This window comes from Laedolimicola ammoniilytica (genome assembly GCF_025567165.1).
GTDB classification, from domain to species: domain Bacteria; phylum Bacillota; class Clostridia; order Lachnospirales; family Lachnospiraceae; genus Laedolimicola; species Laedolimicola ammoniilytica.
This window is the reverse complement of the sequence record NZ_JAOQKC010000015.1, coordinates 34343-58220: the sequence shown is the minus strand read 5'-3', so window position 1 is coordinate 58220 and position 23878 is coordinate 34343. Positions and strand designations below refer to the sequence as shown.

Genomic DNA, 23878 nt, shown 5'->3' with positions numbered 1-23878 from the left:
GTGGAAATTTATTTTTACGAAGCAATTAAGATAAGAGGAGTGGAAAAAAATGGCAGTACCATTTAACCACCACGCGGTGGAAGAGAAATGGCGGAAACACTGGGAAGAGCATCCGGTGAACGTCAACGACGGAAAAAAACCGAAATACTATTGTCTGGATATGTTCCCGTATCCGTCAGGCAACGGACTTCATGTAGGTCACTGGAGAGGTTATGTGATCAGTGATGTATGGAGCCGTTACAAGCTGATGCAGGGACATTACATCATTCATCCCATGGGATGGGACGCATTCGGACTTCCGGCTGAGAACTACGCCATCAAGATGGGCGTACATCCGGCAAAGTCTACTGCAGAGAATGTGGCCAATATCAAGAGACAGATCAACGATATCGCTGCTCTTTACGACTGGGATATGGAAGTAAATACGACGGATCCGAAGTTCTACAAGTGGACCCAGTGGATCTTTGTACAGATGTTCAAGAAGGGTCTGGCATACGAGAAGGAGTTCCCCATCAACTGGTGCCCGTCCTGTAAGACCGGTCTGGCCAATGAGGAAGTAGTCAACGGCTGCTGCGAGCGTTGCGGCACCCCGGTTACCAAGAAAAACCTGCGTCAGTGGATGCTGAAGATTACCGCATACGCAGACAGACTTCTGGACGATCTGGATAAGCTGGACTGGCCGGAGAAGGTTAAGAAGATGCAGACTGACTGGATTGGTAAGTCTTACGGTGCTGAGGTAGATTTCAAGGTGGAGAACAGCGATGAGACCATTACTGTATACACTACCCGTCCGGATACCCTGCACGGCGCTACCTTCATGGTGCTGGCTCCGGAGCACGCGCTGGCTTCCAAGCTGGCGACCGATGAGACCAGAGCCGCTGTAGAGGATTATATATTCAAGTCCTCCATGCGTTCTAACGTGGACCGTGTACAGGACAAGGAGAAGACCGGCGTATTCACTGGAAGCTATGCCATCAATCCCATCAACGGAGCAAAAGTTCCCATCTGGCTTTCCGATTACGTACTGGCTGATTATGGTACCGGCGCGATCATGTGTGTACCGGCCCATGACGACCGTGACTTTGAATTCGCGAAGAAATTCAATATTCCGATCATCCAGGTTATCGCAAAGGATGGCAAGGAAATCGAGAATATGACAGAGGCTTACACAGAGGCAAGTGGAACCATGATCAATTCCGGCGACTGGAATGGTATGGAATCCGCAGTGCTGAAGAAGGAAGCTCCGCTTATCATCGAGAAAATGGGCGTAGGTAAAAAGACGGTCAACTACAAGCTGCGTGACTGGGTATTCTCCCGTCAGCGCTACTGGGGCGAGCCGATCCCGATTATCCACTGCCCCAAGTGCGGTAATGTTCCGGTTCCGGAGGATCAGCTTCCCCTGGAGCTACCGGAGGTTGACAGCTATCAGCCCACCGGCACCGGAGAGTCTCCGCTGGCTGCCATTGACGAGTGGGTGAATACCACCTGTCCCTGCTGCGGCGCGCCTGCAAAGAGAGAGACCAACACCATGCCCCAGTGGGCAGGTTCCTCCTGGTATTTCCTGCGTTACGTGGACAACCATAACGATGAAGAGCTGGTAAGCCGTGAAAAGGCTGACAAGTATCTGCCGGTTGATATGTACATCGGCGGTGTGGAGCACGCGGTACTTCATCTGCTGTACTCCCGTTTCTATACCAAGTTCCTGCATGATATCGGAGTGGTAGACTTTGACGAGCCGTTTACCAAGCTGTTCAATCAGGGTATGATTACCGGTAAGAACGGTATCAAGATGAGTAAGTCCAAGGGAAATGTGGTTTCCCCGGATGATTTGATCCGCGATTATGGCTGTGACGCGCTCCGGATGTATGAGATGTTCGTCGGACCGCCCGAGCTGGACGCAGAGTGGGACGACAGAGGCATCGACGGTGTATCCCGTTTCTTGAAGCGTTTCTGGAACCTGGTTCTGGACAATAAGGACAAGGAAACAAAGGAGACTCCGGAGAGTGTGAAGCTCCGTCACAAGATGGTTTATGACATCACCACCCGTCTGAACAGCTTCAGCCTGAATACGGTTATTTCCGGCTTCATGGAGTACAACAATAAGCTGATCGATCTGGCAAAGCGTCAGGATGGTCTGGATAAGGAGACCCTGGAGACAGCCGTTACGCTGATTGCTCCGTTCGCGCCCCATATCGCAGAGGAGCTCTGGGAGCAGCTCGGTCACAGCGAGACCGTCTTCGGACACGGCTGGCCGGATGCTGATGAGGAAGCCATGAAGGACGACGAGATCGAGATCGCGGTTCAGGTCAACGGCAAGACCCGCGGAACGGTAACCCTGTCCACCAGCGTATCCAAGGACGAGGCCATTGCGGCAGGAAAAGAAATCGTAGCAGACTGGCTGAAGGGTACAATTGTAAAAGAGATTTATGTGCCCGGAAGAATCATTAATATTGTGGTAAAGCCCTAATGGATGAACAGAAGCAAAACGAGATAAAAACTGAAAACACAGAAGAGCTGCGGGAGGGTGTTCTCCCGCAGCTTGAGAATCGGTTCCGGATTACGATCTGGAACCGATTAGTCGTTCTGATTAAGTGGCTGGTATTCGCGGCTCTGACTGGAATAGCCCTGGGATTGGTGGGAACGGCCTTTGGAAAGGGCGTATCTATGGCAACTGCCTTCCGAATGGAGCACCCCTGGATTCTCTACGGACTGCCCTTCGCGGGAGTCCTGATTGTCTGGATGTATCAATGGGAGCGGAAGCAGGAGCGGAGCAGCACCAATATGGTGCTGGACGCGATCCACGCAGAGCGTGAGATTCCACTGAAGACAGCGCCGCTGATCTTCATTTCCACCATTCTGACCCATCTGTTCGGCGGCTCCGCAGGACGCGAGGGCGCGGCTCTGCAGCTGGGAGGCAGCATCGGAAACTTTTTGGGCAGAATTCTGCGGATTGATGAAAATGACCGGCGCGTTATGATTATGGCCGGAATGAGCGCAGCCTTTTCCGCCCTGTTTGGCACGCCCATGGCGGCCACGGTGTTCTCCATGGAGGTTGTCAGTGTGGGAATCATGCATTACGCAGCCCTGGTGCCCTGCGTGGTGGCGTCCTATATTGCCTATGGGGTTGCCTGTCATTTCGGACTGACCGGAGAGCGCTTCGCGTTAGGCGTTTTGCCGGAACTGAATCCGGTCAACGGGTTCAAGATTATGGTTCTGGGTCTGTGCTGCGCGGCAGTCAGTATTCTGTTCTGCGTGGTGCTGCATAAGACAGAGGAACTGTTCGCGGAAAAGATTCAGAATGCCTTTGTGCGTCCGCTGGTGTCCGGCGCTCTGATTATCCTTCTGACCCTTGCTTTAGGAACCACGGATTATCTGGGAACCGGTATGCAAGTGGTGGAGCGCGCCGTGGTAGAGCAGCAGGTATTCTGGGCGGCATTTTTACTGAAGATCCTGTTCACGGCAATTACGCTGTCCGGCGGCTTTAAAGGCGGCGAGATTGTTCCTACCTTCTTTGTGGGAGCCACCTTCGGCTGTCTGATGGGACAGATTTTACATATTTCCCCATCTCTGGCAGGCGCCTGCGGTATGGCGGCCGTATTTTGCGGCGTTACCAACAGCCCCATTTCTTCTCTGCTTATCAGTCTGGAGATGTTCGGCTTCGAAGGAGCCCCCTTTTACTTTATCGCAATCGCTATCAGCTATATGCAGTCCGGATATTATGGGCTGTACCGCAGTCAGAAGATTATGTATTCCAAGGTGAAAACCAAATTTATCAATCGCAACGCAAAAGAGTAGGGGCTGTTACAGCCCCTTATTTCATGAAGCTTTTTGCCAGCTTCACCATCTGTTCCATCCGGGCCACTTCCTCTTCTGACTTCCCCTGTTTAAGCGTATTGAAAATCTCCTGAAATTCTCCCTCCGACATCGGATGATCCGAATTCTTCGCCATATTCATAATTTTCTGAAACTCCCTGGGTTCCATATGATTACTCCTTTCCGGTGCGTCATCAAAATGAACCTGCCCGTCATCAGAATCACTATCAGAATCAGATTTAGACGGCTGCACAGCCGCCATTTCAGTCATTATGCTGGAATACTTCATATAAGTTGTCAGCATTTCCATCATACGAATCAATGAGTCAATTTTCCGATTCAGTTCATTGCATTTGTGCTGAAGCTCATATAGGATCCGATAGCGCTCATCACCAGGCTTCATCTGAGTGCCTCCGGTTTTTTGTAATAAATATATGGAAAAAGGGGAGAAGTATGAATAAAAAAATTATGGCAGCCAACCAGGCTGCCCTTTCTCTTTTGTATAGATAGCCTGCTATCAGGCAATTTTTGCTTCTAAAGTAGTAACTCTTTTTTGCAAATCAAGGGCAATGTTCAAAAATGTTTCGGAATTCTGATACTCCAGTTTTACGAGATTCCCATATTGCCATAACTGATCTACTTTGGCATCCAGAACCGAAAGCTTCTTTTCCAGCTCTTCTCTAGTCCAGTCAACGTAACTCAGAACAGAATTTTCAGACTGAGAAATTCTTTCGTCTAACATGCGGCCAAATTCGCCACGGAGACTAGTCTCGGTCTCAGCAAGAGCCGTCTTGAATTCGCCACGGAGATTGGTCTCGGTCTCAGCAAGAGCCGTCTTGAATTCGCCACGGAGATTGGTCTCGGTCTCAGCAAGAGCCGTCTTGAATTCACCACGGAGATTGGTCTCGGTCTCAGCAAGAGCCGTCTTGAATTCGCCACGGAGATTGGTCTCAGTCTCAGCAAGAGCCGTCTTGAATTCACTACGGAGATTGGTCTCAGTCTCAGCAAGAGCTGTCTTGAATTCACCACGGAGATTGGTCTCAGTCTCAGCAAGAGCCGTCTTGAATTCACCACGGAGATTGGTCTCAGTCTCAACAAGAGCTGTCTTGAATCGTTCTTCGTTTTGATGGAACATTGACTGCAGGATTTGCAAATCCTTTTCGTCCAGCACCGCGCATATCCTCCTTTCGCTTTTGTATAGAGAGCATAGCATATGGGAATTCCAAAAACAAGCGTACAGATTGCACAAATTTTTGAAAGAATTTGAGAAAAACGAGCGGGAAACAGGCGAAAATATAAGAAAAAGCAGATACAAAAAGGGCGGGGGGAAACCTTTGTTTCTCCCCGCTGGAAAAGCTGATTAACAGCCGCATCCATTCCCGCAGCCACACCCGTTGTTACCAAAAAGTCCGTTTCCACAGCCGCCGCAGCAGCACAGAATCAGGATCAGCCACAGCCAGCTGCTGTCATTGCCACAGCCATTGCCACAGCCATTGCCGCCCAAAAAACCATTGCCGTTGCCACAGCAGGAGGTCAGAAGAAGCAGCCAAATCAGAGTATTGCAGCAGCTGTTGTTCCCATTGTCACAACCACACCCGCAGTTCGTAGCAGTTAAATCACTCATAAGAAATCCTCCAGGAAAATGAAATATTTTATATTGCCATAGTATGTGCGCCGGGGGAAAAGTGTGAGAAAAGATAACAGAAATTTTACCCGGATAACGCTTGTAAGAAAGAAGATTCTGTGAGACAATAGCTAAGAGTGCCGTATGCGGCACAAAATACAGATACAGAAGAAAGGAAGGGTACTTATGCCTGCAACCTACGCACATTATATATTCGGAAAGAAAGTCTATCGGGCGCTGCCCGGAGAATTACGGGAAATGATAAAAGAAAACAAGGCGGCCTATCTGCTGGGCCTTCACGGACCGGACCTCTTATTCTATTATAAGCCTTACAGCAAAAACCGTATCAATCAGCTGGGCGTGAAAATGCACGGACAGACCGCGCTGTCCTTTTTTGAAAATGCCAGAAAGCAGTATCAGAAGCGGCCCAATTATGTGCTGATTTCCTATCTGTGCGGTTTCATGTGTCATTTTATGCTGGATAGCGAGTGTCATCCCTATATCGGACGCTACATGGAGGAGCGGGGACTGGGGCATCTGGAAATCGAGACCGATTTCGACCGGGAGCTGATGATTGAAGATGGAAAGAATCCGCTGACCCATAACTGCACCCGTCATCTGGTCCGGGATCTGGACACAGAAGAAGCCATCGCGTCCGTGCTGGACGGTGTGACAGCGGACCAGATCGATGCCTGCATTCTCGGCTTTAAAAAGACTATCCGGCTGTTCCAGTGCCCGGCGAAAGCCAAGGCGAAATTCCTGAAGGGCTTCTTAACAGCCATCGGCCAGAGAAAAGGCCTGGGCGGTCTTGTCATGGACGGCCAGGTCAATCTGGAATGCGTGGAGAGCAGCATGTCGCTGGAGCGTCTGCTGAACCAGGCTGTGGAGCCGACGGCAGAAGAAATTGTAAAATATGTCCGGGTGATTGGAAGCGATAAAGAGCTTGATGAGCGGCTAAACCGGGATTTTGAGTAATGGCGCAGCGGGGGAGAGATGGAATGAAAAAAATGACAAAACTGGAGAAAAACTGGATCCTTTATGACGTTGGCAATTCCGCCTTTGTCATGCTGGCGTCCACGATCATACCGATCTATTATAAGAACATTGCGGCAGCCAGTGGTATCTCAGCGGCGGATTCTACCGCGTATTTCAGCTATGCCACGTCGCTGGTGACGATTATTGTAGCGGTTCTCGGCCCGGTGCTGGGAAGCTTCGCGGATACCAAAGGCTTCAAAAAGCCGGTCTTTACCTTTTTCATGATGATGGGCGTGTTGGGCTGTGCAGGCCTGGCGGTTCCGAAGACCTGGCTGGCCTTTCTGGTGGTCTATGTGATTGCCAAGGTGGGACTCAATGCCAGCCTGGTCTTTTACGACGCCATGCTGGGCGATGTGACCACAGACGATCGTATGGATGAGGTATCGGCCCGGGGCTATGCCTGGGGCTATATCGGAAGCTGCATTCCCTTTGTATTCAGTCTGATTTTCGTGCTGAAGGCAGACGCGTTCGGCATCTCCGGCACCCTGGCGATGGCTCTGGCCTTTCTGGTCAACGCAGCCTGGTGGTTCCTGGTGACCCTGCCGCTCCTTAAGAGCTATCAGCAGATTCATTATGTGGAGCGGACCGCGAATCTGGTGCGGGACAGCTTCCGCCGTCTGGGACAGAGCTTCGTGGAGATCCGGAAGACGCCGAAGATCTGGTATTTCCTTCTGGCGTTTTTCTGCTATATCGATGGTGTATACACGATCATTGATATGGCTACTTCCTACGGCAAGGATGTGGGCATCAGCGATACGAATCTTTTGCTGGCGCTTCTGCTGACCCAGGTGGTGGCGTTTCCCTGCTCAATTCTGTTCGGAAGACTGTCCCGAACGGTGCGCAATACCACACTGATTCAAGCTTCCATCATCAGTTATTTTGGTGTGGTGCTTTTTGCGCTGCAACTTGACAAGGCTTGGGAATTCTGGTTCCTGGCGGTCTGGGTGGCGCTATTCCAGGGTGCGATTCAGTCCATGTCCCGCTCCTATTTCGCAAGGATTATCCCGAAGGAGAAGGCCACAGAGTTCTTTGGCTTCTTCGATATCTTCGGCAAGGGAGCTGCTTTTGTGGGAACCATGCTGATGGGCATCTCTACGCAGCTCTTTCACACCTCGCGGGCTGGTGTGGCCATGCTGGCCGTGATGTTTGCAGCGGGCTTTGTGCTGTTTCAATTGGCAGTCCGGGCCGGGGATGCATAAAATAAGAAAAAGACAGGGAGTCTTTTCTTATGGATCGCGTGAGAAGACTGATCGAAGCGCAGGCGGCATATCGGCTGTCCCTCTACGGGGAGGGCGTGGGCGTGGCGGTTGTGGATTCCGGCATCAATGACAGACACCCGGACTTAAAGGGACGGGTGGTTTATTCTTATAATTACCTTACGAATTCCAGTGACGCGGCGGATGACTGCGGTCACGGGACTCACATCAGCGGAATTATCGGAGGAACGGGAGAGGCATCCGGCGGCAGGTACCAGGGACTTGCGCCGCGGTGCCATTTTGTTTCCCTGAAGATATTGGACAGCCGGGGAAATGGGGACAGCGTAAGCTTGATTCGCGCCCTGTACTGGCTGATGGAGCATGGAAAAGAGTATGACGTGCGGATTATCAATATTTCCGTGGGCGGGAGAGTGCCACAGGAAAGGATGCGCACAGAGCTTATTCAGGCAGTGGAGGAGGCCTGGGACGCGGGTTTTGTGATCTGTGCAGCCGCTGGGAATCAGGGGCCGGCCCGGGCGAGCATTACCGTGCCGGGAACCTGCGCGAAGGTGATTACGGTGGGTTCCTCCGACGATGAACTGGCGATTCCGGTGCAGGGTGTCCGAAGGTCCCATTATTCCGGGCGGGGTCCTGTGTCCGCCCAGGTACGAAAGCCGGAAACGGTGGCGCCGGGGGCGGAGATCCGATCCTGCCGGGCGGATTTTGAACGGGCGGGAAACAGATTTTACCGTGTGAAATCCGGTACCTCCATGGCCACCTCAGTGGCAGCCGGAAGTCTGGCTCTTCTTTTATCCGGCGAACCGCATCTTACGAACGAGCAGGTAAAAACCCGCCTGCGGACAGGGTGCCGCAGTCTGGGTTTGGCTCCGAACCATCAGGGATGGGGTGAAATCTGGCTGCCGGGACTACTGAAACAGACATGATTGAGTGGGCGAGGCATAGCTTTTAAAAAGAAGAAAAACGGAGTCTGAAATGGAAGAAAGAGAGGAGCAGTGCCGGGAAAAAATCGTATCAGAGGATTACGCTGATTTTATCTGGCAGACCAACGTGCGGGAGGAGGACATCCGGGAGATTTATCCGGATGTGTGTGTGCAGCGCATCAATGATTATTATACAGTCTTTTATGCGGACCGGAACAAGTGGACTGCCGATAGGGAGCGGCTGTACGAATATGGGTATGAGCTATTTCCTACTTTGTATACACCACTGCAGAGCGAGAGTCTGGAAGCTTCGGGAATTCTGGCACTGCAGAATCAGCCGGTTCTGAATCTGCGGGGACAGGGCGTTCTGCTTGGCTTTGTGGACACGGGCATCGATTACCGGAACCGATGCTTTCTGGATGCCGCCGGGAAAAGCCGGATTCTGACCATCTGGGATCAGATAGACCAGAGCGGTACCCCACCGGAGGGGATCGGCTACGGGAGCGTGTATACACGGGAACAGATCAATGAAGCGCTGGCAAGTGCGCTGCCCTACGAAATCGTGCCCTCCCTGGACAGCTCTGGCCACGGCACGAGGCTGGCATCGATAGCGGGTGGAAGCGAGAACCTTGAGAACAGCTTTGTGGGAGCCGCGCCGCTGGCGTCCATCGCCATGGTGAAACTGAAACCGGCCAAGTCCTATCTGAAGGAGTATTTTCTGGTAAGCCCGGAAGCCGAGGCCTATCAGGAAAATGATGTGATGCTGGGCGTGCGTTTTCTGGAGGAGCTGGCCCAGCGGGAAGGCCTTCCACTGGTCATCTGTCTGGCTATCGGCAGTAATATGGGCGGCCACACCGGCACCTCGCCCTTATCTTCTTATCTGAACGCCATCGGCGCCCGGGCTGGCCGCTGTATCGTGATTGCAGGAGGCAACGAGGCCAATCAGGGCCATCATTACTATGGCGTTATGCGGGAACAGGAACCCTACCAGGATGTGGAACTGCGGGTGGATGAGCGGGAGACTGGGCTGATGATGGAGCTCTGGAGCAACACGCCGGATGTGTTTTCTGTATCGGTCACATCGCCTTCAGGGGAGGAGGTTCCCCGGGTGACCTCGGCGCAGAAGAACTGGATGTTTGATTTCCTGTTCGAAAAGACGGTAATTTATGTGAATGTGCAGTCGCTGGATCCTTTCAGCGGGGAACAGCTCATTGCGATCCGCATGGCGGATCCCTCCCCGGGGATCTGGCGTATCCGGGTCTACGGCGAACGGGTGGTGGACGGCGTCTACAATCTGTGGCTGCCGGTCACCGGCTTTATCAGCGCTCAGACGGAATTTCTGAATTCCAACCCGGATATCACCTTGACGGAGCCGTCCAACACAGAGACGCCCATCACCGTGGGTGCATATCGGGCAGAAAATGGCAGTCTCTATATGGATTCTGGAAGAGGCTTTACGCGAAACGGAAGAATCAAGCCGGATTTGGCGGCTCCCGGCGTAAACGTCACGGCATACGGCCCGGATAACCGGGAAACGGCGGTGACCGGAACCAGCGCGGCTGCAGCCCTGACAGCCGGAGGGGCGGCCCTTTTGCTGGAATGGGGCGTCGGACGTGGCAACCGGCTGACCATGGGCACCCTGGAAATCAAACAGTTATTGATCCGCGGTGCGGATCGAAGTCCTTCCCTGCTTTATCCCAACCGTTCCTGGGGCTATGGAACCCTGAATCTTTATCAGGCATTTACGGCTCTCGGGCGATTTTAACTTGCAGTCCCCCGGGAAATCGTCTATAATAAATTTCAAAGCGCGGAAAAACCGCGGGACTCGAGGAGGACCTACGATGGATAAGATTAAGATGACAACTCCGCTGGTAGAGATGGACGGAGACGAGATGACCCGGATTCTCTGGAAGATGATCAAGGATGAACTTCTTCTTCCGTTTATTGATTTGAAGACTGAATATTATGACCTGGGTCTAGAGCATCGGAATGCGACGGACGATCAGGTGACCGTAGACGCGGCAGAAGCCACGAAGAAATACGGCGTGGCGGTTAAGTGCGCGACCATTACGCCGAACGCGGCCCGTATGGAGGAATATGACTTAAAGCAGATGTGGAAGAGCCCCAACGGGACCATCCGTGCATTGCTTGATGGCACTGTATTCCGTGTCCCGATTATTGTAAAAGGCATCGAGCCTTATGTAAAAAACTGGAAGAAACCAATTACCGTAGCCCGTCATGCCTACGGCGATGTATACAAGGCCTCTGAAATGCGGATTCCGGGTCCTGGAAAGTGTGAGCTGGTATTTACCGGCGAGGACGGCACCGAGATGCGGGAGACCATCCACGACTTCAAAGAGGGCGGCGTGGTACAGGGTATGCACAATCTGGAGAGCTCCATCGAAAGCTTTGCGCGGAGCTGCTTCTCCTATGCGGTTTCCCAGAAGCAGGATCTGTGGTTTGCCACCAAGGACACCATTTCCAAAAAATATGATCATTTCTTCAAGGATGTATTTCAGGAGATTTATGAGAAAGAATATAAGGAGAAGTTTGAGGAGCTGGGTATCACCTATTTCTATACCCTGATTGACGACGCGGTGGCCCGTGTCATCAAGTCTGAGGGCGGCTATATCTGGGCCTGCAAGAATTACGACGGCGACGTGATGAGCGATCTGATCGCCACAGCCTTCGGTTCTCTGGCCATGATGACATCTGTCCTGGTATCTCCTCACGGATACTTCGAGTATGAGGCGGCTCACGGAACGGTGCAGCGCCATTACTACAAGCATCTGAAGGGAGAGGAGACCTCCACGAACTCCATGGCGACCATCTTTGCCTGGTCTGGAGCCCTGCGGAAGCGCGGTGAGCTGGATCAGATCCCGGCTCTGATGAATTTCGCGAACAAATTGGAAGAGGCCTCCATCGCAACCATTGAGAACGGAAAAATGACCAAGGATCTGGCACTGATTACCACCCTTCCGAATCCGACGGTACTTTCCAGCAGTGATTTTATCAAAGAAATCCGAAAGACCTTAGAGGAATTTTTAAATGCTGTTTAATTCCAATGCGTTTTATGTATTTTTACCCATTGTATTTGCAATTTACTGGCTGACGCCCCCCAAGCATCGGTGGGGCGTCCTACTGGTGTCCAGCTATTATTTTTACATGAGCGCCAATGCGTCCTATATTTTCCTGATCCTGCTGACAACGGCAGTCTCTTATACCACGGCGCTGATTCTTGAGAAAACAGAAAATCCGAAGAAGCGAAAGCTCTGTATCTGGACAGCCCTGGTGGTGTGTCTCGGGCTTTTATTCTTTTTTAAATATTTCAATTTCCTGAGCAAATCCCTGGTGTCGCTTTTGAAGAGCGTGTCGATTTCCATGAGTCCCGTGACGTTGAATCTGGTGCTGCCGGTGGGCATTTCCTTTTATACCTTTCAGACGCTGGGATACGTGATTGATGTCTATAAGGGAAGGACGAAGGCCTGCCGTCATTTTGGAAAATATGCGGCGTTCGTGTCCTTTTTCCCCCTGCTTCTGGCAGGACCCATCGAGCGTGCGGAGCATCTGATGCCGCAGATGGAGAAGGAGCATTCTTTTGACTGCGATAAGGCGATTCGGGGTGCCAAGCTGATCGCCTGGGGCTATTTTAAAAAGATTGCCATTGCGGATGTGCTTTCTTCCAGCGTGGATATTGTATACAATCAAGTGACAAACTTTACAGGCCTGGCGCTTGGCGTGGCGACCTTTTTCTATGCCTTTCAGGTGTATTGCGATTTTTCTGGTTATTCGGATATCGCCAGAGGTGTAGCCTGCCTGTTCGATATTGATTTAGTCAATAACTTTAAAAGTCCCTATTTTGCGGCATCCATTAAGGAATTTTGGGGCAGATGGCACATTTCCCTGTCCACCTGGTTCCGGGACTATGTCTATATTCCGCTGGGCGGCAGCCGTGCCGGAACATGGAAAACCTACCGCAATCTGATTATTACCTTCCTGATCAGCGGGCTCTGGCATGGAGCCAACTGGACCTTTGTGGTCTGGGGCGGCCTGCACGGCCTGGGACAGATTGCGGAGCGGGTCTGGAACCGATATTTCCCACCGAAGAAAGAGAGGGGCGTTATCCGGGTTCTGGTGACCTTTGCCTTTGTGACCTTCGCCTGGCTCTTTTTCCGGGCCAACGATATGGGGGATGCGTTGTATGTGCTGGCGCACATGTTTGACGGCGTCACCCGGCCGGTGGAATATGCGAAGAACTGCTATCTGGCTTTCAAGGGCGCAGGGCTGATTCAGAGTACGGAACTGAAGCTGGTATTTTTCTGGATTTTCCTGCTCGTGGCTCATGATTTCATTGCCTTGAAGACGGATGTGGCCCAGTGGCTGGGAAGGTTTCGGAAGCCGGTGCGCTATGCGTTCTATTTTGCCCTGTTGTTTATCGTGCTTTACAGCAGACAGCTTGGGCAGTATGATTTTGTGTATTTTCAGTTTTAAAAATGAGGGCGGCCATCAAAGGAAAGTGAGAGAACATAGATGAAAAGATTTTTGCGTAAAATTGCGCCTTTCCTGCTCTTTATCCTGATTCTGGAAATCGCCATTCCCATGGCGGTGGATCCCTACAATGTGTTCCATTGGCAGAAGATACGGGATAACGGAGTAGAGCCCAACAGTAATTATATAAAAATGCAGTATATTCTGCACAATCCGGATAAATTTGATTCCTTCCTGTTTGGCTCGTCCCGGACCGGCTTCATCGACGTGGAGAAAATTCCGGAGGGAAAATGGTATAATATGTCCTACTCAGAGGGACTTCCTGCAGAGCATCTGGAGAATCTGCGGGAGCTGATTGCCAATGGAATCATTCCGAAAAATGTGATGATCGGCGTGGACAATATTTCCTGCTTTGTGGATCCGGCGCTTCATGAACAGCAGTTTTACCGGATTCCTTACCCAAGAACGAATAAACTGAGTTTTTATGCAAATTATTTCAGTATCAAGGGAGTGCTGCTGTCTCTGGACGTGATCCTGAATTACACGACGGAGGATCCGGATTATGTGACCCGGTATTATGAGAGTGGCTGCACCGTACGGGATCCGTCCCTGGGAGGTACATTTAAAAACGACGCGCCCTACTGGGACGATTACTATAAGGATTTCCTGAGCGACTCCATCTTTGCGGTGGAGGACATCCGGGATCTCTGTAAGGAGTACGGTATCAATCTGATTGTATTTTCCAATCCGATCTATTATAAGACCTATCAGCAGTCTGAGTATTATGGTTACGCCAATTACCTGAACTGGCTGGGAGGCGCCACGGGCGGTTATTATAATTTCAGCGGGGAAAATGACGTTACCAGAAATAAGAATTATTACTACGAGGGAAGCCACTATACTGAAGTGGTGGGCGATATGATCATTGATCGCATCTTTAATGGGAAGCGGGACGGTACCCTGGAAAGCCAGGGCTTCGGACTGTATGTCACCTATGACAATCTGGATGAATTAGAAAAAGCGCTGGCCAATCATTGAGCCAGCGCTTCCCATTGTTCATAGAGTATTTCAAGACGGGCCGCGATGGCCTCTTTTTCTTTGTGGAGCTTCATACATTCCGCCACGTTCGTGTAGACAGATTCCTGGGTCAGAAGCTGATCGATCTCACCGTCCCGGGTCTCCAGTTCGAAGATTTCCGCTTCGGTTTTTTTGAAATCATTTTCCCGTTTTCTCTGGCGGGCCTGTTCCTCTTTCTGCTGCTTCCAGTCCAGCTTTCCGGCAGATTCCGGTTCCGCCGCCTTTGTCTCTGCCGCTTCTGCGGGTACGGCCTTCGGTGTCAGAATCTCATGCTTTTCCAAATAATAATCATAATTGCCGATATAATTGACTAACTGGCCGCCGGTCAGATCGAGAATCCGGGTGGCGGTGGTGTTGATGAAATAACGGTCATGAGAGACGTAGAGCACCGTGCCGGTATAGCAGTTCAGGGCCTGCTCCAGAATTTCCTTGGAGACGATATCCAGATGGTTGGTGGGCTCGTCCAGGATCAAAAAATTGGCTTCGGAGAGCATCAGCTTGGCCAGGGAGACGCGGCCCCGCTCGCCGCCGGAGAGCTCCGAGATGCGCTTAAAGACATCGTCGCCGGTAAAGAGAAAGGCAGCCAGGGTGCTTCGAATTGTAGTATTGTCCAGATCCGGGTAGGCGTCCGAAATCTCCTCGAACAGGGTTTTCTCCGGGTGCAGCACATGGTGCTCCTGATCGTAGTAACCGATATGGACTTTCGAACCAAGTGTAAAGGAACCGCTGTCTGCCGGGAGAAGGCCGTTCAGGATTTTTAAAATCGTAGTCTTGCCGGTGCCGTTATTGCCGATGAGTGCCACACGCTCACCGCGTTTGACTTCGAAATTCAGATCGGTGAACAGAGTCTGGGGTCCAAAGGATTTTGCAAGGCCTTCCACGGTCAGTACGTCATTTCCGCTGACCACCTTGGGCTCCAGGGTGATGTGCATCTCGGAGCGGATCTCGCTGGGTTTCTCCAGAACCTCCATTTTATCCAGCATTTTCTCGCGGCTCTCGGCGCGCTTGATAGATTTCTCCCGGTTGAAGGATTTGAGCTTCTGGATGACCTCTTCCTGGTGCTTGATTTCCCGCTGCTGGTTCAGCCAGGCGTGCATGCGGGCCTCCCTTAGTTTGGATTTTTTCGCGGCATAGTCGGAATAATTTCCCTGGAAAGTGGTCACCTCGCCCGCGTCGATCTCGATGATTTTCGTGGCAATCCGGTTCAGAAAATACCGGTCATGGGCTACCACCAGAACCGCGCCGTCGTAATTCAGAAGGAAGGTTTCCAGCCAGGCGATGGAATTCATGTCCAAATGGTTGGTGGGCTCGTCCAGCATGATGAGATCCGGGTGGGAGAGAAGAAGCTTGCCTAAAGAGACGCGGGTCTTCTGACCTCCGGAGAGCTTGTTGACGTGTTTGTCAAATTCTTCCTCTTCAAAACCGAGACCTTTCAGAACGCCCACTACCTCGCTTTTGTAGGCGTATCCGTTTTTTAGTTCGAATTCATGATTCATACGGGTATATTGTTCCAGAGCCGTATCCAGGTTCTCCCCGGAGAGCTCCTTCATCCGTGCTTCGATGTCCCGGATGCGAGCTTCCAGATCAATAACGTCCTGCTTTACGGTCAGCAGCTCCTGATAAATGGTGTGATCGCTGTTCAGATCCTGATGCTGGGCCAGATAGCCGATGGTTCTGCCCTTGGACAGGATCACTTCACCGGAGTCCGCCTCCATTTCCCCGATGATGATTTTTAAGAGGGTGGATTTTCCGGCGCCGTTGATCCCGACCACGGCGGCCTTTTCCCGATCCTCGATGTGGAAGGACGCGTTTTTCAGAATCACATCCGTTCCGAAAGCTTTGTTTATATTTTGACATGCTAATATCATAAAAATACCTCTTTTTTCCGTTGTTGAATGCCACACGAAATTTATTATAGCGAAAAATGCGGGATTGAACAAGATTCTTTTAGAAGAATGCGGCAAAAAGATTGACAAAAAATTTGCTTTTCGATTATAATAAAAACAGTTTCGAAAAGTCTGGTTGAGGGATGTGTAAGGATTATGGAAGAGAGAGAGATCTCAAAAGCAGTAATTAAGCGGCTACCGCGTTATTATCGTTATCTTGGCGAACTGATGGAGAACGGAGTAGAACGTATCTCTTCCGGTGAGCTGAGTAAACGAATGAGCGTCACGGCGTCACAGATCCGGCAGGATCTGAACAATTTCGGAGGCTTCGGACAGCAGGGATACGGATACAATGTGAAGTATCTGTATGAAGAAATCGGCAAGATTCTGGGCCTTGACAAAAAGCACAACATGATCATCATCGGCGGAGGCAACCTGGGACAGGCACTGGCCAATTATGTGGATTTTGAAAAACGAGGCTTCTACATAAAAGGTATCTTCGATGTAAATCCTGTCTTAAAGGGCTTAAGCGTCCGCGGTATCCAGATTCATATGCTGGAGGATCTGGAGAGCTTTATTAAGGACGAGGAGATTCAGATTGCGGCCTTGACATTGCCGAAGTCCAAGGCGGAGGAAATGACGCGGCTTCTGGTTCGGTACGGAATCAAAGCCATCTGGAATTTCGCCCACATCGATCTGGATGTTCCGTCGGACGTTCTGGTGGAGAACGTACATCTGTCAGAGAGCCTGATGCAGCTTTCTTACAATATCACACGGTATGAGAAAGAGCATCCCCGTTCCTGATGGAGTACCGGAAGTGACGAGTCATAAAAGGGAGCTTATGGGCTCCCTTTTGCGTGCAGACGCATATATTAAGGATAGTGAGGAGTGTCAGACGTGAAAAAATATAAGCGCGTAGCGGCTTATGTGAATTTGGATGCCATAGAAGAGAATTTTGAGGCCATGAAGGCGAATCTGCAGGCCGGGACGCAGATTGCGGCGGTGGTAAAGGCCAACGGCTACGGCCACGGCGCGGTACCCATCGCGCAGATGATAGAGGAAAAGGATTATCTGTGGGGGTTTGCGGCAGCCACCATCGAGGAGGCGGTAGAGCTTCGGAAAAACGGAATCCGAAAGCCGATATTAATTCTGGGCTACGTATTTCCGGAGGATTACCCGGAACTGGTGCGCCTGGATATCTGTCCCACCGTGTTCCGGCTGGACATGGCACAGGAGCTTTCTGCAGAGGCCGTGCGTCAGGGAAAAAACGTGAACGTGCATATTAAAGTGGATACAGGGATGAGCCGCATTGGTTTTGCGGATACGGAGGAAAGTGTAAAAACAGTCTGTGAAATTGGGGAGCTTCCCGGGATCACGCTGGAAGGCCTGTTTACCCATTTTGCCAAATCCGACGAGGCGGATAAGGCGGCCACTGAAAAGCAGCTTATGCGGTATCAGGCTTTTAACAGGGCCTGTGAGGCGGCAGGCGTGCGTTTCCAAATTCATCATTGCTCTAACAGTGCCGGTATCATCGATCTGCCGGAAGCGAACCTGGATATGGTGCGGGCGGGCATCACGGTGTATGGCCTGTACCCTTCGGAGGAAGTAAAGAAAGAATTGGTTCCACTGAAACCCGCCATGGAAATGAAGAGCCATATCGTGCATGTAAAAGAGATCACGCCTGGTACGGAGATCAGCTACGGCGGCATCTATACGGCAGACTCCGTGCGCCGGATCGCCACCGTCCCGGTGGGCTACGCGGACGGTTATCCCAGAAGTCTGTCCAATAAGGGCTGCATTCTGGTGGCCGGAAAACGGGCACCCATCTGCGGCAGAGTCTGTATGGATCAGATGATGGTGGATGTGACGGAGATTCCGGAGGCAGTACCGGGGCTGGAAGTCACCATGTTCGGAAGGGACGGGGACGCCTATTTGTCTGTGGATGAGCTGGCGGAGCTGTCCGGACGCTTTAATTATGAATTTGTCTGCGACCTGTCCCAGCGGGTTCCGCGGATTTACCTGCGCCACGGTAAGGTCTCGGAGGTTCACGATTTTTATGCCTGAGAAGGCCTGAATGTGTATACACACTGTAATTTTGGAAATACTTGAGAAAGAAGTAACAACGTATTTTGAAAATTGGAGTGTGAAAAATGTGATAATCAGACGGGGCGATGTATACTACGCGGACTTACGGCCGGTGATTGGTTCTGAGCAGGGCGGCGTCCGTCCGGTACTCGTGATTCAAAATGATACCGGCAACCGGCACAGTCCCACCGTCATCGTGGCGGCAATTACCTCGAAGATGAATAAGGCAAAGCTTCCCACCCATGTGGAACTGAACACCAGGCAGTGCCAGATTGTCCGGGATTCGGTGATTTTGCTGGAGCAGCTGCGGACCATCGACAAGCAGCGCCTGCGGGATAAAATCTGTCATCTGGATGAGCGATCCCTGCAGCGGGTCAACGAGGCTTTGCGGGTGAGTCTGGAGCTGGATACATAAGACTTGCCATCTGAAAAAAATAGTGTTACAATAGAGAGAACCGTCTGCCGGGAACTGACAGAAGCGGCGGCGAAAAGTACAGATCAGGAAGAATAGGAGTGTTTAGATATGTCAGGACATTCAAAATTTGCGAACATTAAGCATAAAAAAGAGAAGAATGACGCAGCAAAGGGAAAGATTTTCACCATCATCGGCCGTGAGCTGGCCGTAGCCGTAAAGGAAGGCGGCGCTGACCCGAACAACAACAGCAAGCTGCGTGATATCATTGCCAAAGCCAAGGCAGCGAACATGCCCAACGATACCATAGACCGCGGCATCAAGAAGGCGGCAGGCAATGCCAACGCAGTAAACTACGAGTATGTATCTTATGAAGGATATGGCCCCAATGGTATTGCTATTATCGTGGACGCGCTGACCGACAATAAGAATCGTACCGCGGCAAATGTAAGAAGCGCATTTACCAAGGGCAACGGCTCCATCGGTAACCAGGGCTGCGTATCTTATATGTTTGATAAGAAGGGACAGATCATCGTGGATCGGGATGAGTGTGATATGGATCCGGACGATCTGATGATGCTGGCGCTGGACGCAGGGGCAGAGGACTTCTCCGAAGAGGAGGACAGCTTCGAGATCCTGACCGATCCGGATTCCTTCAGCGAGGTACGTGCGGCTCTGGAAGAGAAGGGCATCCCAATGGCGGAGGCTGAGGTGACCATGATCCCGCAGACCTATGTGACACTGACGGATGAGGACGCCATCAAGAACCTGCAGAGAACACTGGATCTGCTGGATGAGGACGACGACGTACAGAACGTATACCATAACTGGGACGAGTAATCGGGAGGACTACATATGGATCTGGTAGCATACGGGGAGAGTTATAATCAGGCCATGCAGGGGATCGAGGATATGCTCTTAAAAGAGGATAATCCCATGAAAACCTTTAAGCGGGACGTATATCCGGAGGCTTTTCAGGCGTATTTGAGAAGAAATCTGGATACCATCAATGCCATTGAGCGGGTGTACCAGCAGGAAGAGAATCCGGAGGCCTGGCTTACCAGGCTGTCCGATCATCTGATCGACTGCGTACAGTCAGAGCTTGACGGAATCACGAAAAAGGGAAAGAAAAGCGAGCAGCAGATCAATTACAATATGATTCTGGCTGTCTATGTATTTCCGGCACTGCTGGAGCAGAAGAACAATCAGTCTGCGGAGCCGCTGGCGGATGTGCTGATGACCCGCTGGAACGAGACCTTCAAGACTTCCGTGGGCAAGGCAGACTATGAGAAGATCGAGCAGGGTTTCCACCGGAAATTCTGTTATATCACCACGGCAGCCTGTGAGAGCCAGGGAAAGGCGGACAATTGCTACGAGCTGGAGCTTTTGCGCTCTTACCGGGACAATTATCTGCTGCAGAGCGAAGAGGGCGGGGCGATGGTCAAAGAATACTATAATATCGCGCCGACCATTGTGAACCGGATTGCCCGCCAGGAAAATGCGGGCGCCGTATATGATGAGCTGTGGAATTCTTATCTGATGGATTGCGTTCACAAGATCGAGAACGGCGAAAACGAAGCCTGCAGGGAACGTTACGCGGAGATGGTTTATGACCTGAAGAGTCGCTACATGTCTTAAGCTTTCAAACAGGTATAATTACCCTGACCGGAAAGCATACTAAAGAAAAAGTATGTGAGAAAGGTCAGGGTATTTTTATGGAAAAAGAGAAAAGCGAGGAAAAACAGAAAGAGCAGAATCAGGAAATCGAGGACTTCGGACAGGTGACGCTGGAGGAAGGGGAGCATCGGATTCATTTGCTGAATATCATAGGCGAGATCGAGGGGCATGAGTGCCTGGCCTCCAGCGCGAAAACCACCAAGTACGAGCACGTGATTCCACAGTTGGCGGCTCTGGAGGACAGCAAAAGCGTGGAGGGGCTTCTGGTGCTTATTAACACGGTGGGCGGCGATGTGGAGTCAGGACTGGCCATTGCGGAAATGATTGCGTCCTTAAGTAAGCCTACGGTATCGCTGGTGTTGGGCGGTAGTCATTCCATCGGCGTACCTCTGGCAGTATCTGCAGATTATTCCTTTATCGTTCCCACCGGGACCATGATGATTCATCCGGTACGGATGACCGGCCTTATTATCGGCGTGCCCCAGACTTTTGATTATTTCCAGAAGATTCAGGATCGGATTTCGGGCTTTATTACCACGCACAGCAGTATTTCCAGAGAACGATTGTCGAGGCTTATGCTGGAGACCGGGGAACTAACCAAGGATGTGGGATCCGTCCTGGTGGGCAGCCAGGCAGTGAAGGAAGGACTCATCAACGAGGTGGGCGGAATCGCCCGGGCCTTTGCGAAGTTGCGGGAGCTGATCCGGGAAAAATGATGCGTGGACAGCACGGTTAAAAAATGGTATAATATCGCAAGATATTATACCCTGCCGGATGGCATCCAAAGCGGAGCGGCATATCCGGAGGATATGGTATAATTAAAATAATTATGCGAATAAAAAGGGGAGGACAAAAGAGATGGCAGCAGGGAACTCCGGCAGACGCCGGACAACCACACGAAAAAAGACAACGGCCTCCAGAAAGACAACAGTAAAGCGGAAGGAAGAAAACGCGTTTATCCGGGACGAGGTGACGGTCCTGATTCTGTTTGCGGTTTCGGTTCTGCTTCTCATCAGCAATTTCGGGGTCGGAGGGGCTGCGGGCGGGTTCGTCAGCAGAGTGATGTTTGGTATCTTTGGAATTTTTGCATATATTCTGCCCATCGTTCTGTTTCTGGTTACAGCCTTTTCCATTTCCAACCGGGACAATACCATTGCCGCTGTGAAAGCGGCGGCCATGATCATCGCCGGCATGCTTCTGTGCGCGGTATTTGAGTTAGTGTTCGGGGAAAAGGACGGAGCGGGAACGGTGACGGCTTTTTACACCTATGCGTCGCAGCATAAAAGCGGAGGCGGAGCCCTGGGCGGCCTTATCTGCAAGGTGCTGACCGGAGCCTTTGGCGTGGTGGGTGCCTGGATTATTGTGGCGGCGCTGTTCATCATCTGCGCAGTGGTCATCACGGAGCGCTCTTTTATCGGCGGCGTAAAGACCGGAAGCAGGAAGGTCTACGATTCAGCGAAGGAGGACGCACGTCGATACCGGATTCAGGCGGAGGAACGCCGGGAGGCCAGAAGAAAGGCCATGGAAGAACGGGCGGCTCTGGAAGAGGAAGAGCGGGAGGGTGAAGAGGCAGAGGCGCTGGAACAACCAGTGAAGAAGCCCCGAGAACCTAAGCGCCCCCGTATGGATCATAAGGTGTCCGGTATTGCGCTGGAGGAGACTGCACTCAAAGAGGCAGCGGCAAAGGAAAGCCTGGAGAGCGTGGAAGCTGAACAGGCAGAGCAGGAAGCTGCCGTGAAAAAAGAAGTTTATACGGATGAAATGCGGGAGATTACGCTGCCGGGTATGGATATGGAAGCCGATGCAGCGTCCGATCCGGAGGATCCGGAAGACGGTCAGGAAAGCTTTCGCGATATGGAGGGCCCCAATCTGAAGGATCTGGACGAAATGTTCCGGATCCCGATTCACCGGGAGCGCAAGAGCGCAGAGCCGGAAGAGCACGAAACAGAATCAGAGTCGGTGATTCAGATGGAATCGCCGGAGTTTGTGCGGGAGGAAACCCCGGCGCAGACCACGCGGGCGGTCACTCCAATCCGAAACGTCGAACCGATATCTGCGGTACATACCCCAGAGCCTGCGCACCAGGTTCAGACAACGTCACAGACTGCGCTGCCTGTTTCAGCACCTGAGACACCGATGGCTGCGAAACCGGAATATGTCTATCCGCCACTTCGCCTTTTAAATCAGGTGAAGCATACAGAGAATAAAGACACCGACCGGATTCTCCATGAGACGGCCCTGCATCTGCAGCAGATTCTCCGGGACTTCGGCGTGGGCGTAACCGTGACCGACGTGAGCCAGGGACCGGCCGTGACCCGCTATGAATTGCAGCCGGATCAGGGCGTCAAGGTCAATAAAATCGTGAGCCTGGCCGATGATATCAAGCTGAATCTGGCTGTGACCGATGTGCGAATTGAAGCGCCGATCCCCGGAAAAGCGGCGGTGGGTATCGAGGTCCCCAACGCGGAGAATTCCATCGTATCCTTCCGGGAACTGGTATCCTCCCAGGAGTTTAAGAACCATAAATCCAAACTGGCCTTTGCGGTGGGCAAGGATATCGCGGGCAAAATTATGGTGACTGATATCGCCAAGATGCCCCATCTGCTGATCGCGGGAGCGACCGGTTCCGGTAAATCCGTCTGCATTAATACCCTGATTATGAGCCTGCTTTATAAGTCGTCTCCGGATGAGGTCAAACTGATTATGATCGACCCGAAGGTGGTCGAGCTGAGTACATACAATGGCATTCCCCATCTGTTGATTCCGGTAGTGACGGATCCGAAGAAGGCAGCGGGAGCCCTGAACTGGGCAGTGGCGGAGATGACTCACCGTTATAAGTTGTTTGCCGATTACAATGTCCGGAATCTTGCCGGATATAATGAGAAAATCAAGAATATCGAACATATTGAGGATGACACCAAGCCTCAGAAGCTGCCCCAGATTGTCATCGTGGTGGACGAGCTGGCCGATTTGATGATGGTAGCCCCGGGCGAGGTGGAGGATGCCATCTGCCGTCTGGCTCAGCTGGCCCGTGCAGCGGGGATTCATCTGATTATCGCGACCCAGCGGCCTTCTGTCAATGTTATCACGGGCCTTATCAAGGCCAATATGCCGTCCCGTATCGCCTTTGCGGTATCCTCGGGTGTGGATTCGAGAACCATTCTCGATATGAACGGCGCGGAGAAGCTGCTGGGCAAAGGCGACATGCTGTTCTACCCTTACGGTTATCCGAAGCCAGTCCGCGTACAGGGTGCTTTCGTGTCGGATGAAGAAGTCGGCGCGGTGGTGGAATTCTTAAAGGAACATAACAGTGGCAGCGGATACAGTGAAGCTGTGGAGGAACATATCAATACAGTTCAGACAGCGGAAAGTGAGGGCGCAGCCGGAACCCAGAACGACGGCCCGGAGAGAGACGCCCTGTTCGCGGAGGCCGGAAGATTTATCATTGAGAAGGACAAAGCGTCCATTGGCATGCTGCAGCGGTGGTTCAAGGTGGGCTTCAACCGGGCGGCACGGATCATGGATCAGCTGGCAGAGGCCGGTGTGGTCGGCGAGGAAGCCGGAACCAAACCCCGGGAAATCCAGATGACCCTGGAAGAATTTGAACGATATCTGGATGAATATGTCTGATTGCAAAAGAGAGG

General features: G+C 51.8%; 20 protein-coding genes. 16 read left to right on the top strand and 4 right to left on the bottom strand.

Annotation, left to right across the window (positions count from 1 at the left end; all coding sequences use genetic code 11):
• The first annotated feature begins 49 nt into the window (after positions 1-49).
• On the top strand, positions 50-2467 hold the full coding sequence (gene leuS / locus OCV63_RS11685) for a leucine--tRNA ligase (protein ID WP_158364062.1): 2418 nt from the start codon (positions 50-52) through the stop codon (positions 2465-2467).
• Positions 2467-3795, top strand: coding sequence for a chloride channel protein (locus tag OCV63_RS11680; protein WP_158364060.1), 1329 nt, complete (start codon positions 2467-2469; stop codon positions 3793-3795). The genes leuS and OCV63_RS11680 overlap by 1 nt, the downstream gene beginning before the upstream one ends.
• Positions 3796-3811: 16 nt before the next feature.
• On the opposite strand, the gene OCV63_RS11675 is transcribed toward OCV63_RS11680, so the two are convergent.
• The 3 genes from OCV63_RS11675 to OCV63_RS11665 form a co-directional block, all read right to left on the bottom strand.
• Positions 3812-4216: a hypothetical protein gene (locus OCV63_RS11675; protein WP_158364059.1), complete on the bottom strand. Its 405-nt coding sequence runs from the start codon at positions 4214-4216 to the stop codon at positions 3812-3814.
• A gap of 114 nt (positions 4217-4330) precedes the next feature.
• Entirely contained in the window at positions 4331-4984 is a 654-nt protein-coding gene (locus OCV63_RS11670) for a hypothetical protein (RefSeq protein ID WP_262670832.1), read from the bottom strand.
• A 189-nt stretch (positions 4985-5173) separates the two neighbouring features.
• Positions 5174-5437 (bottom strand): chorion class high-cysteine HCB protein 13, encoded by a 264-nt coding sequence (locus OCV63_RS11665; protein ID WP_158364055.1) that lies wholly within the window; start codon positions 5435-5437, stop codon positions 5174-5176.
• A gap of 186 nt (positions 5438-5623) precedes the next feature.
• Here OCV63_RS11665 and OCV63_RS11660 point away from each other — a divergent pair, with 186 nt between their 5' ends.
• From OCV63_RS11660 to OCV63_RS11630, 7 genes are all read left to right on the top strand, one after another.
• Entirely contained in the window at positions 5624-6412 is a 789-nt protein-coding gene (locus tag OCV63_RS11660; RefSeq protein ID WP_262670831.1) for a zinc dependent phospholipase C family protein, read from the top strand.
• A 23-nt stretch (positions 6413-6435) separates the two neighbouring features.
• Positions 6436-7671: an MFS transporter gene (locus OCV63_RS11655; protein ID WP_158364051.1), complete on the top strand. Its 1236-nt coding sequence runs from the start codon at positions 6436-6438 to the stop codon at positions 7669-7671.
• A gap of 29 nt (positions 7672-7700) precedes the next feature.
• Positions 7701-8612 carry a S8 family peptidase gene (locus OCV63_RS11650; protein ID WP_158364049.1) on the top strand — a complete coding sequence of 304 codons (912 nt, stop codon included), beginning with the start codon at positions 7701-7703 and terminating at the stop codon, positions 8610-8612.
• Between the two features lie 49 nt (positions 8613-8661).
• Positions 8662-10374 (top strand): S8 family peptidase, encoded by a 1713-nt coding sequence (locus tag OCV63_RS11645; RefSeq protein WP_158364047.1) that lies wholly within the window; start codon positions 8662-8664, stop codon positions 10372-10374.
• A gap of 76 nt (positions 10375-10450) precedes the next feature.
• Positions 10451-11668 (top strand): NADP-dependent isocitrate dehydrogenase, encoded by a 1218-nt coding sequence (locus OCV63_RS11640; RefSeq protein ID WP_158364045.1) that lies wholly within the window; start codon positions 10451-10453, stop codon positions 11666-11668.
• A complete protein-coding gene (locus OCV63_RS11635) occupies positions 11658-13100 on the top strand; it encodes an MBOAT family O-acyltransferase (RefSeq protein ID WP_158364043.1) in 1443 nt (480 codons plus the stop codon). The genes OCV63_RS11640 and OCV63_RS11635 overlap by 11 nt, the downstream gene beginning before the upstream one ends.
• A gap of 39 nt (positions 13101-13139) precedes the next feature.
• Positions 13140-14135 carry a hypothetical protein gene (locus OCV63_RS11630; RefSeq protein ID WP_158364041.1) on the top strand — a complete coding sequence of 332 codons (996 nt, stop codon included), beginning with the start codon at positions 13140-13142 and terminating at the stop codon, positions 14133-14135.
• Here the strand turns inward: OCV63_RS11630 and abc-f are convergent.
• Positions 14129-16042, bottom strand: a complete 1914-nt coding sequence (gene abc-f, locus OCV63_RS11625; RefSeq protein ID WP_158364039.1) for a ribosomal protection-like ABC-F family protein — start codon at positions 16040-16042, stop codon at positions 14129-14131. The two genes, OCV63_RS11630 and abc-f, sit on opposite strands and share 7 nt — an antisense overlap.
• A gap of 174 nt (positions 16043-16216) precedes the next feature.
• Between abc-f and OCV63_RS11620 the strand changes: the two genes are divergently transcribed.
• The 7 genes from OCV63_RS11620 (at position 16217) to OCV63_RS11590 (ending at position 23864) form a co-directional block, all read left to right on the top strand.
• Positions 16217-16864: a redox-sensing transcriptional repressor Rex gene (locus tag OCV63_RS11620; RefSeq protein WP_158364037.1), complete on the top strand. Its 648-nt coding sequence runs from the start codon at positions 16217-16219 to the stop codon at positions 16862-16864.
• Positions 16865-16957: 93 nt separating this feature from the next.
• Positions 16958-18124 carry an alanine racemase gene (gene alr / locus OCV63_RS11615; RefSeq protein WP_158364035.1) on the top strand — a complete coding sequence of 389 codons (1167 nt, stop codon included), beginning with the start codon at positions 16958-16960 and terminating at the stop codon, positions 18122-18124.
• A gap of 88 nt (positions 18125-18212) precedes the next feature.
• Positions 18213-18560: a type II toxin-antitoxin system PemK/MazF family toxin gene (locus OCV63_RS11610; protein WP_158364033.1), complete on the top strand. Its 348-nt coding sequence runs from the start codon at positions 18213-18215 to the stop codon at positions 18558-18560.
• A 108-nt stretch (positions 18561-18668) separates the two neighbouring features.
• Positions 18669-19397 (top strand): YebC/PmpR family DNA-binding transcriptional regulator, encoded by a 729-nt coding sequence (locus OCV63_RS11605; RefSeq protein ID WP_158364031.1) that lies wholly within the window; start codon positions 18669-18671, stop codon positions 19395-19397.
• A 15-nt stretch (positions 19398-19412) separates the two neighbouring features.
• Positions 19413-20195: a CFI-box-CTERM domain-containing protein gene (locus tag OCV63_RS11600; RefSeq protein ID WP_158364029.1), complete on the top strand. Its 783-nt coding sequence runs from the start codon at positions 19413-19415 to the stop codon at positions 20193-20195.
• Between the two features lie 77 nt (positions 20196-20272).
• Positions 20273-20950 (top strand): ClpP family protease, encoded by a 678-nt coding sequence (locus OCV63_RS11595; RefSeq protein WP_158364027.1) that lies wholly within the window; start codon positions 20273-20275, stop codon positions 20948-20950.
• 142 nt (positions 20951-21092) lie between these two features.
• On the top strand, positions 21093-23864 hold the full coding sequence (locus OCV63_RS11590) for an FtsK/SpoIIIE family DNA translocase (RefSeq protein WP_158364025.1): 2772 nt from the start codon (positions 21093-21095) through the stop codon (positions 23862-23864).
• The last annotated feature ends 14 nt before the right edge of the window (positions 23865-23878 follow it).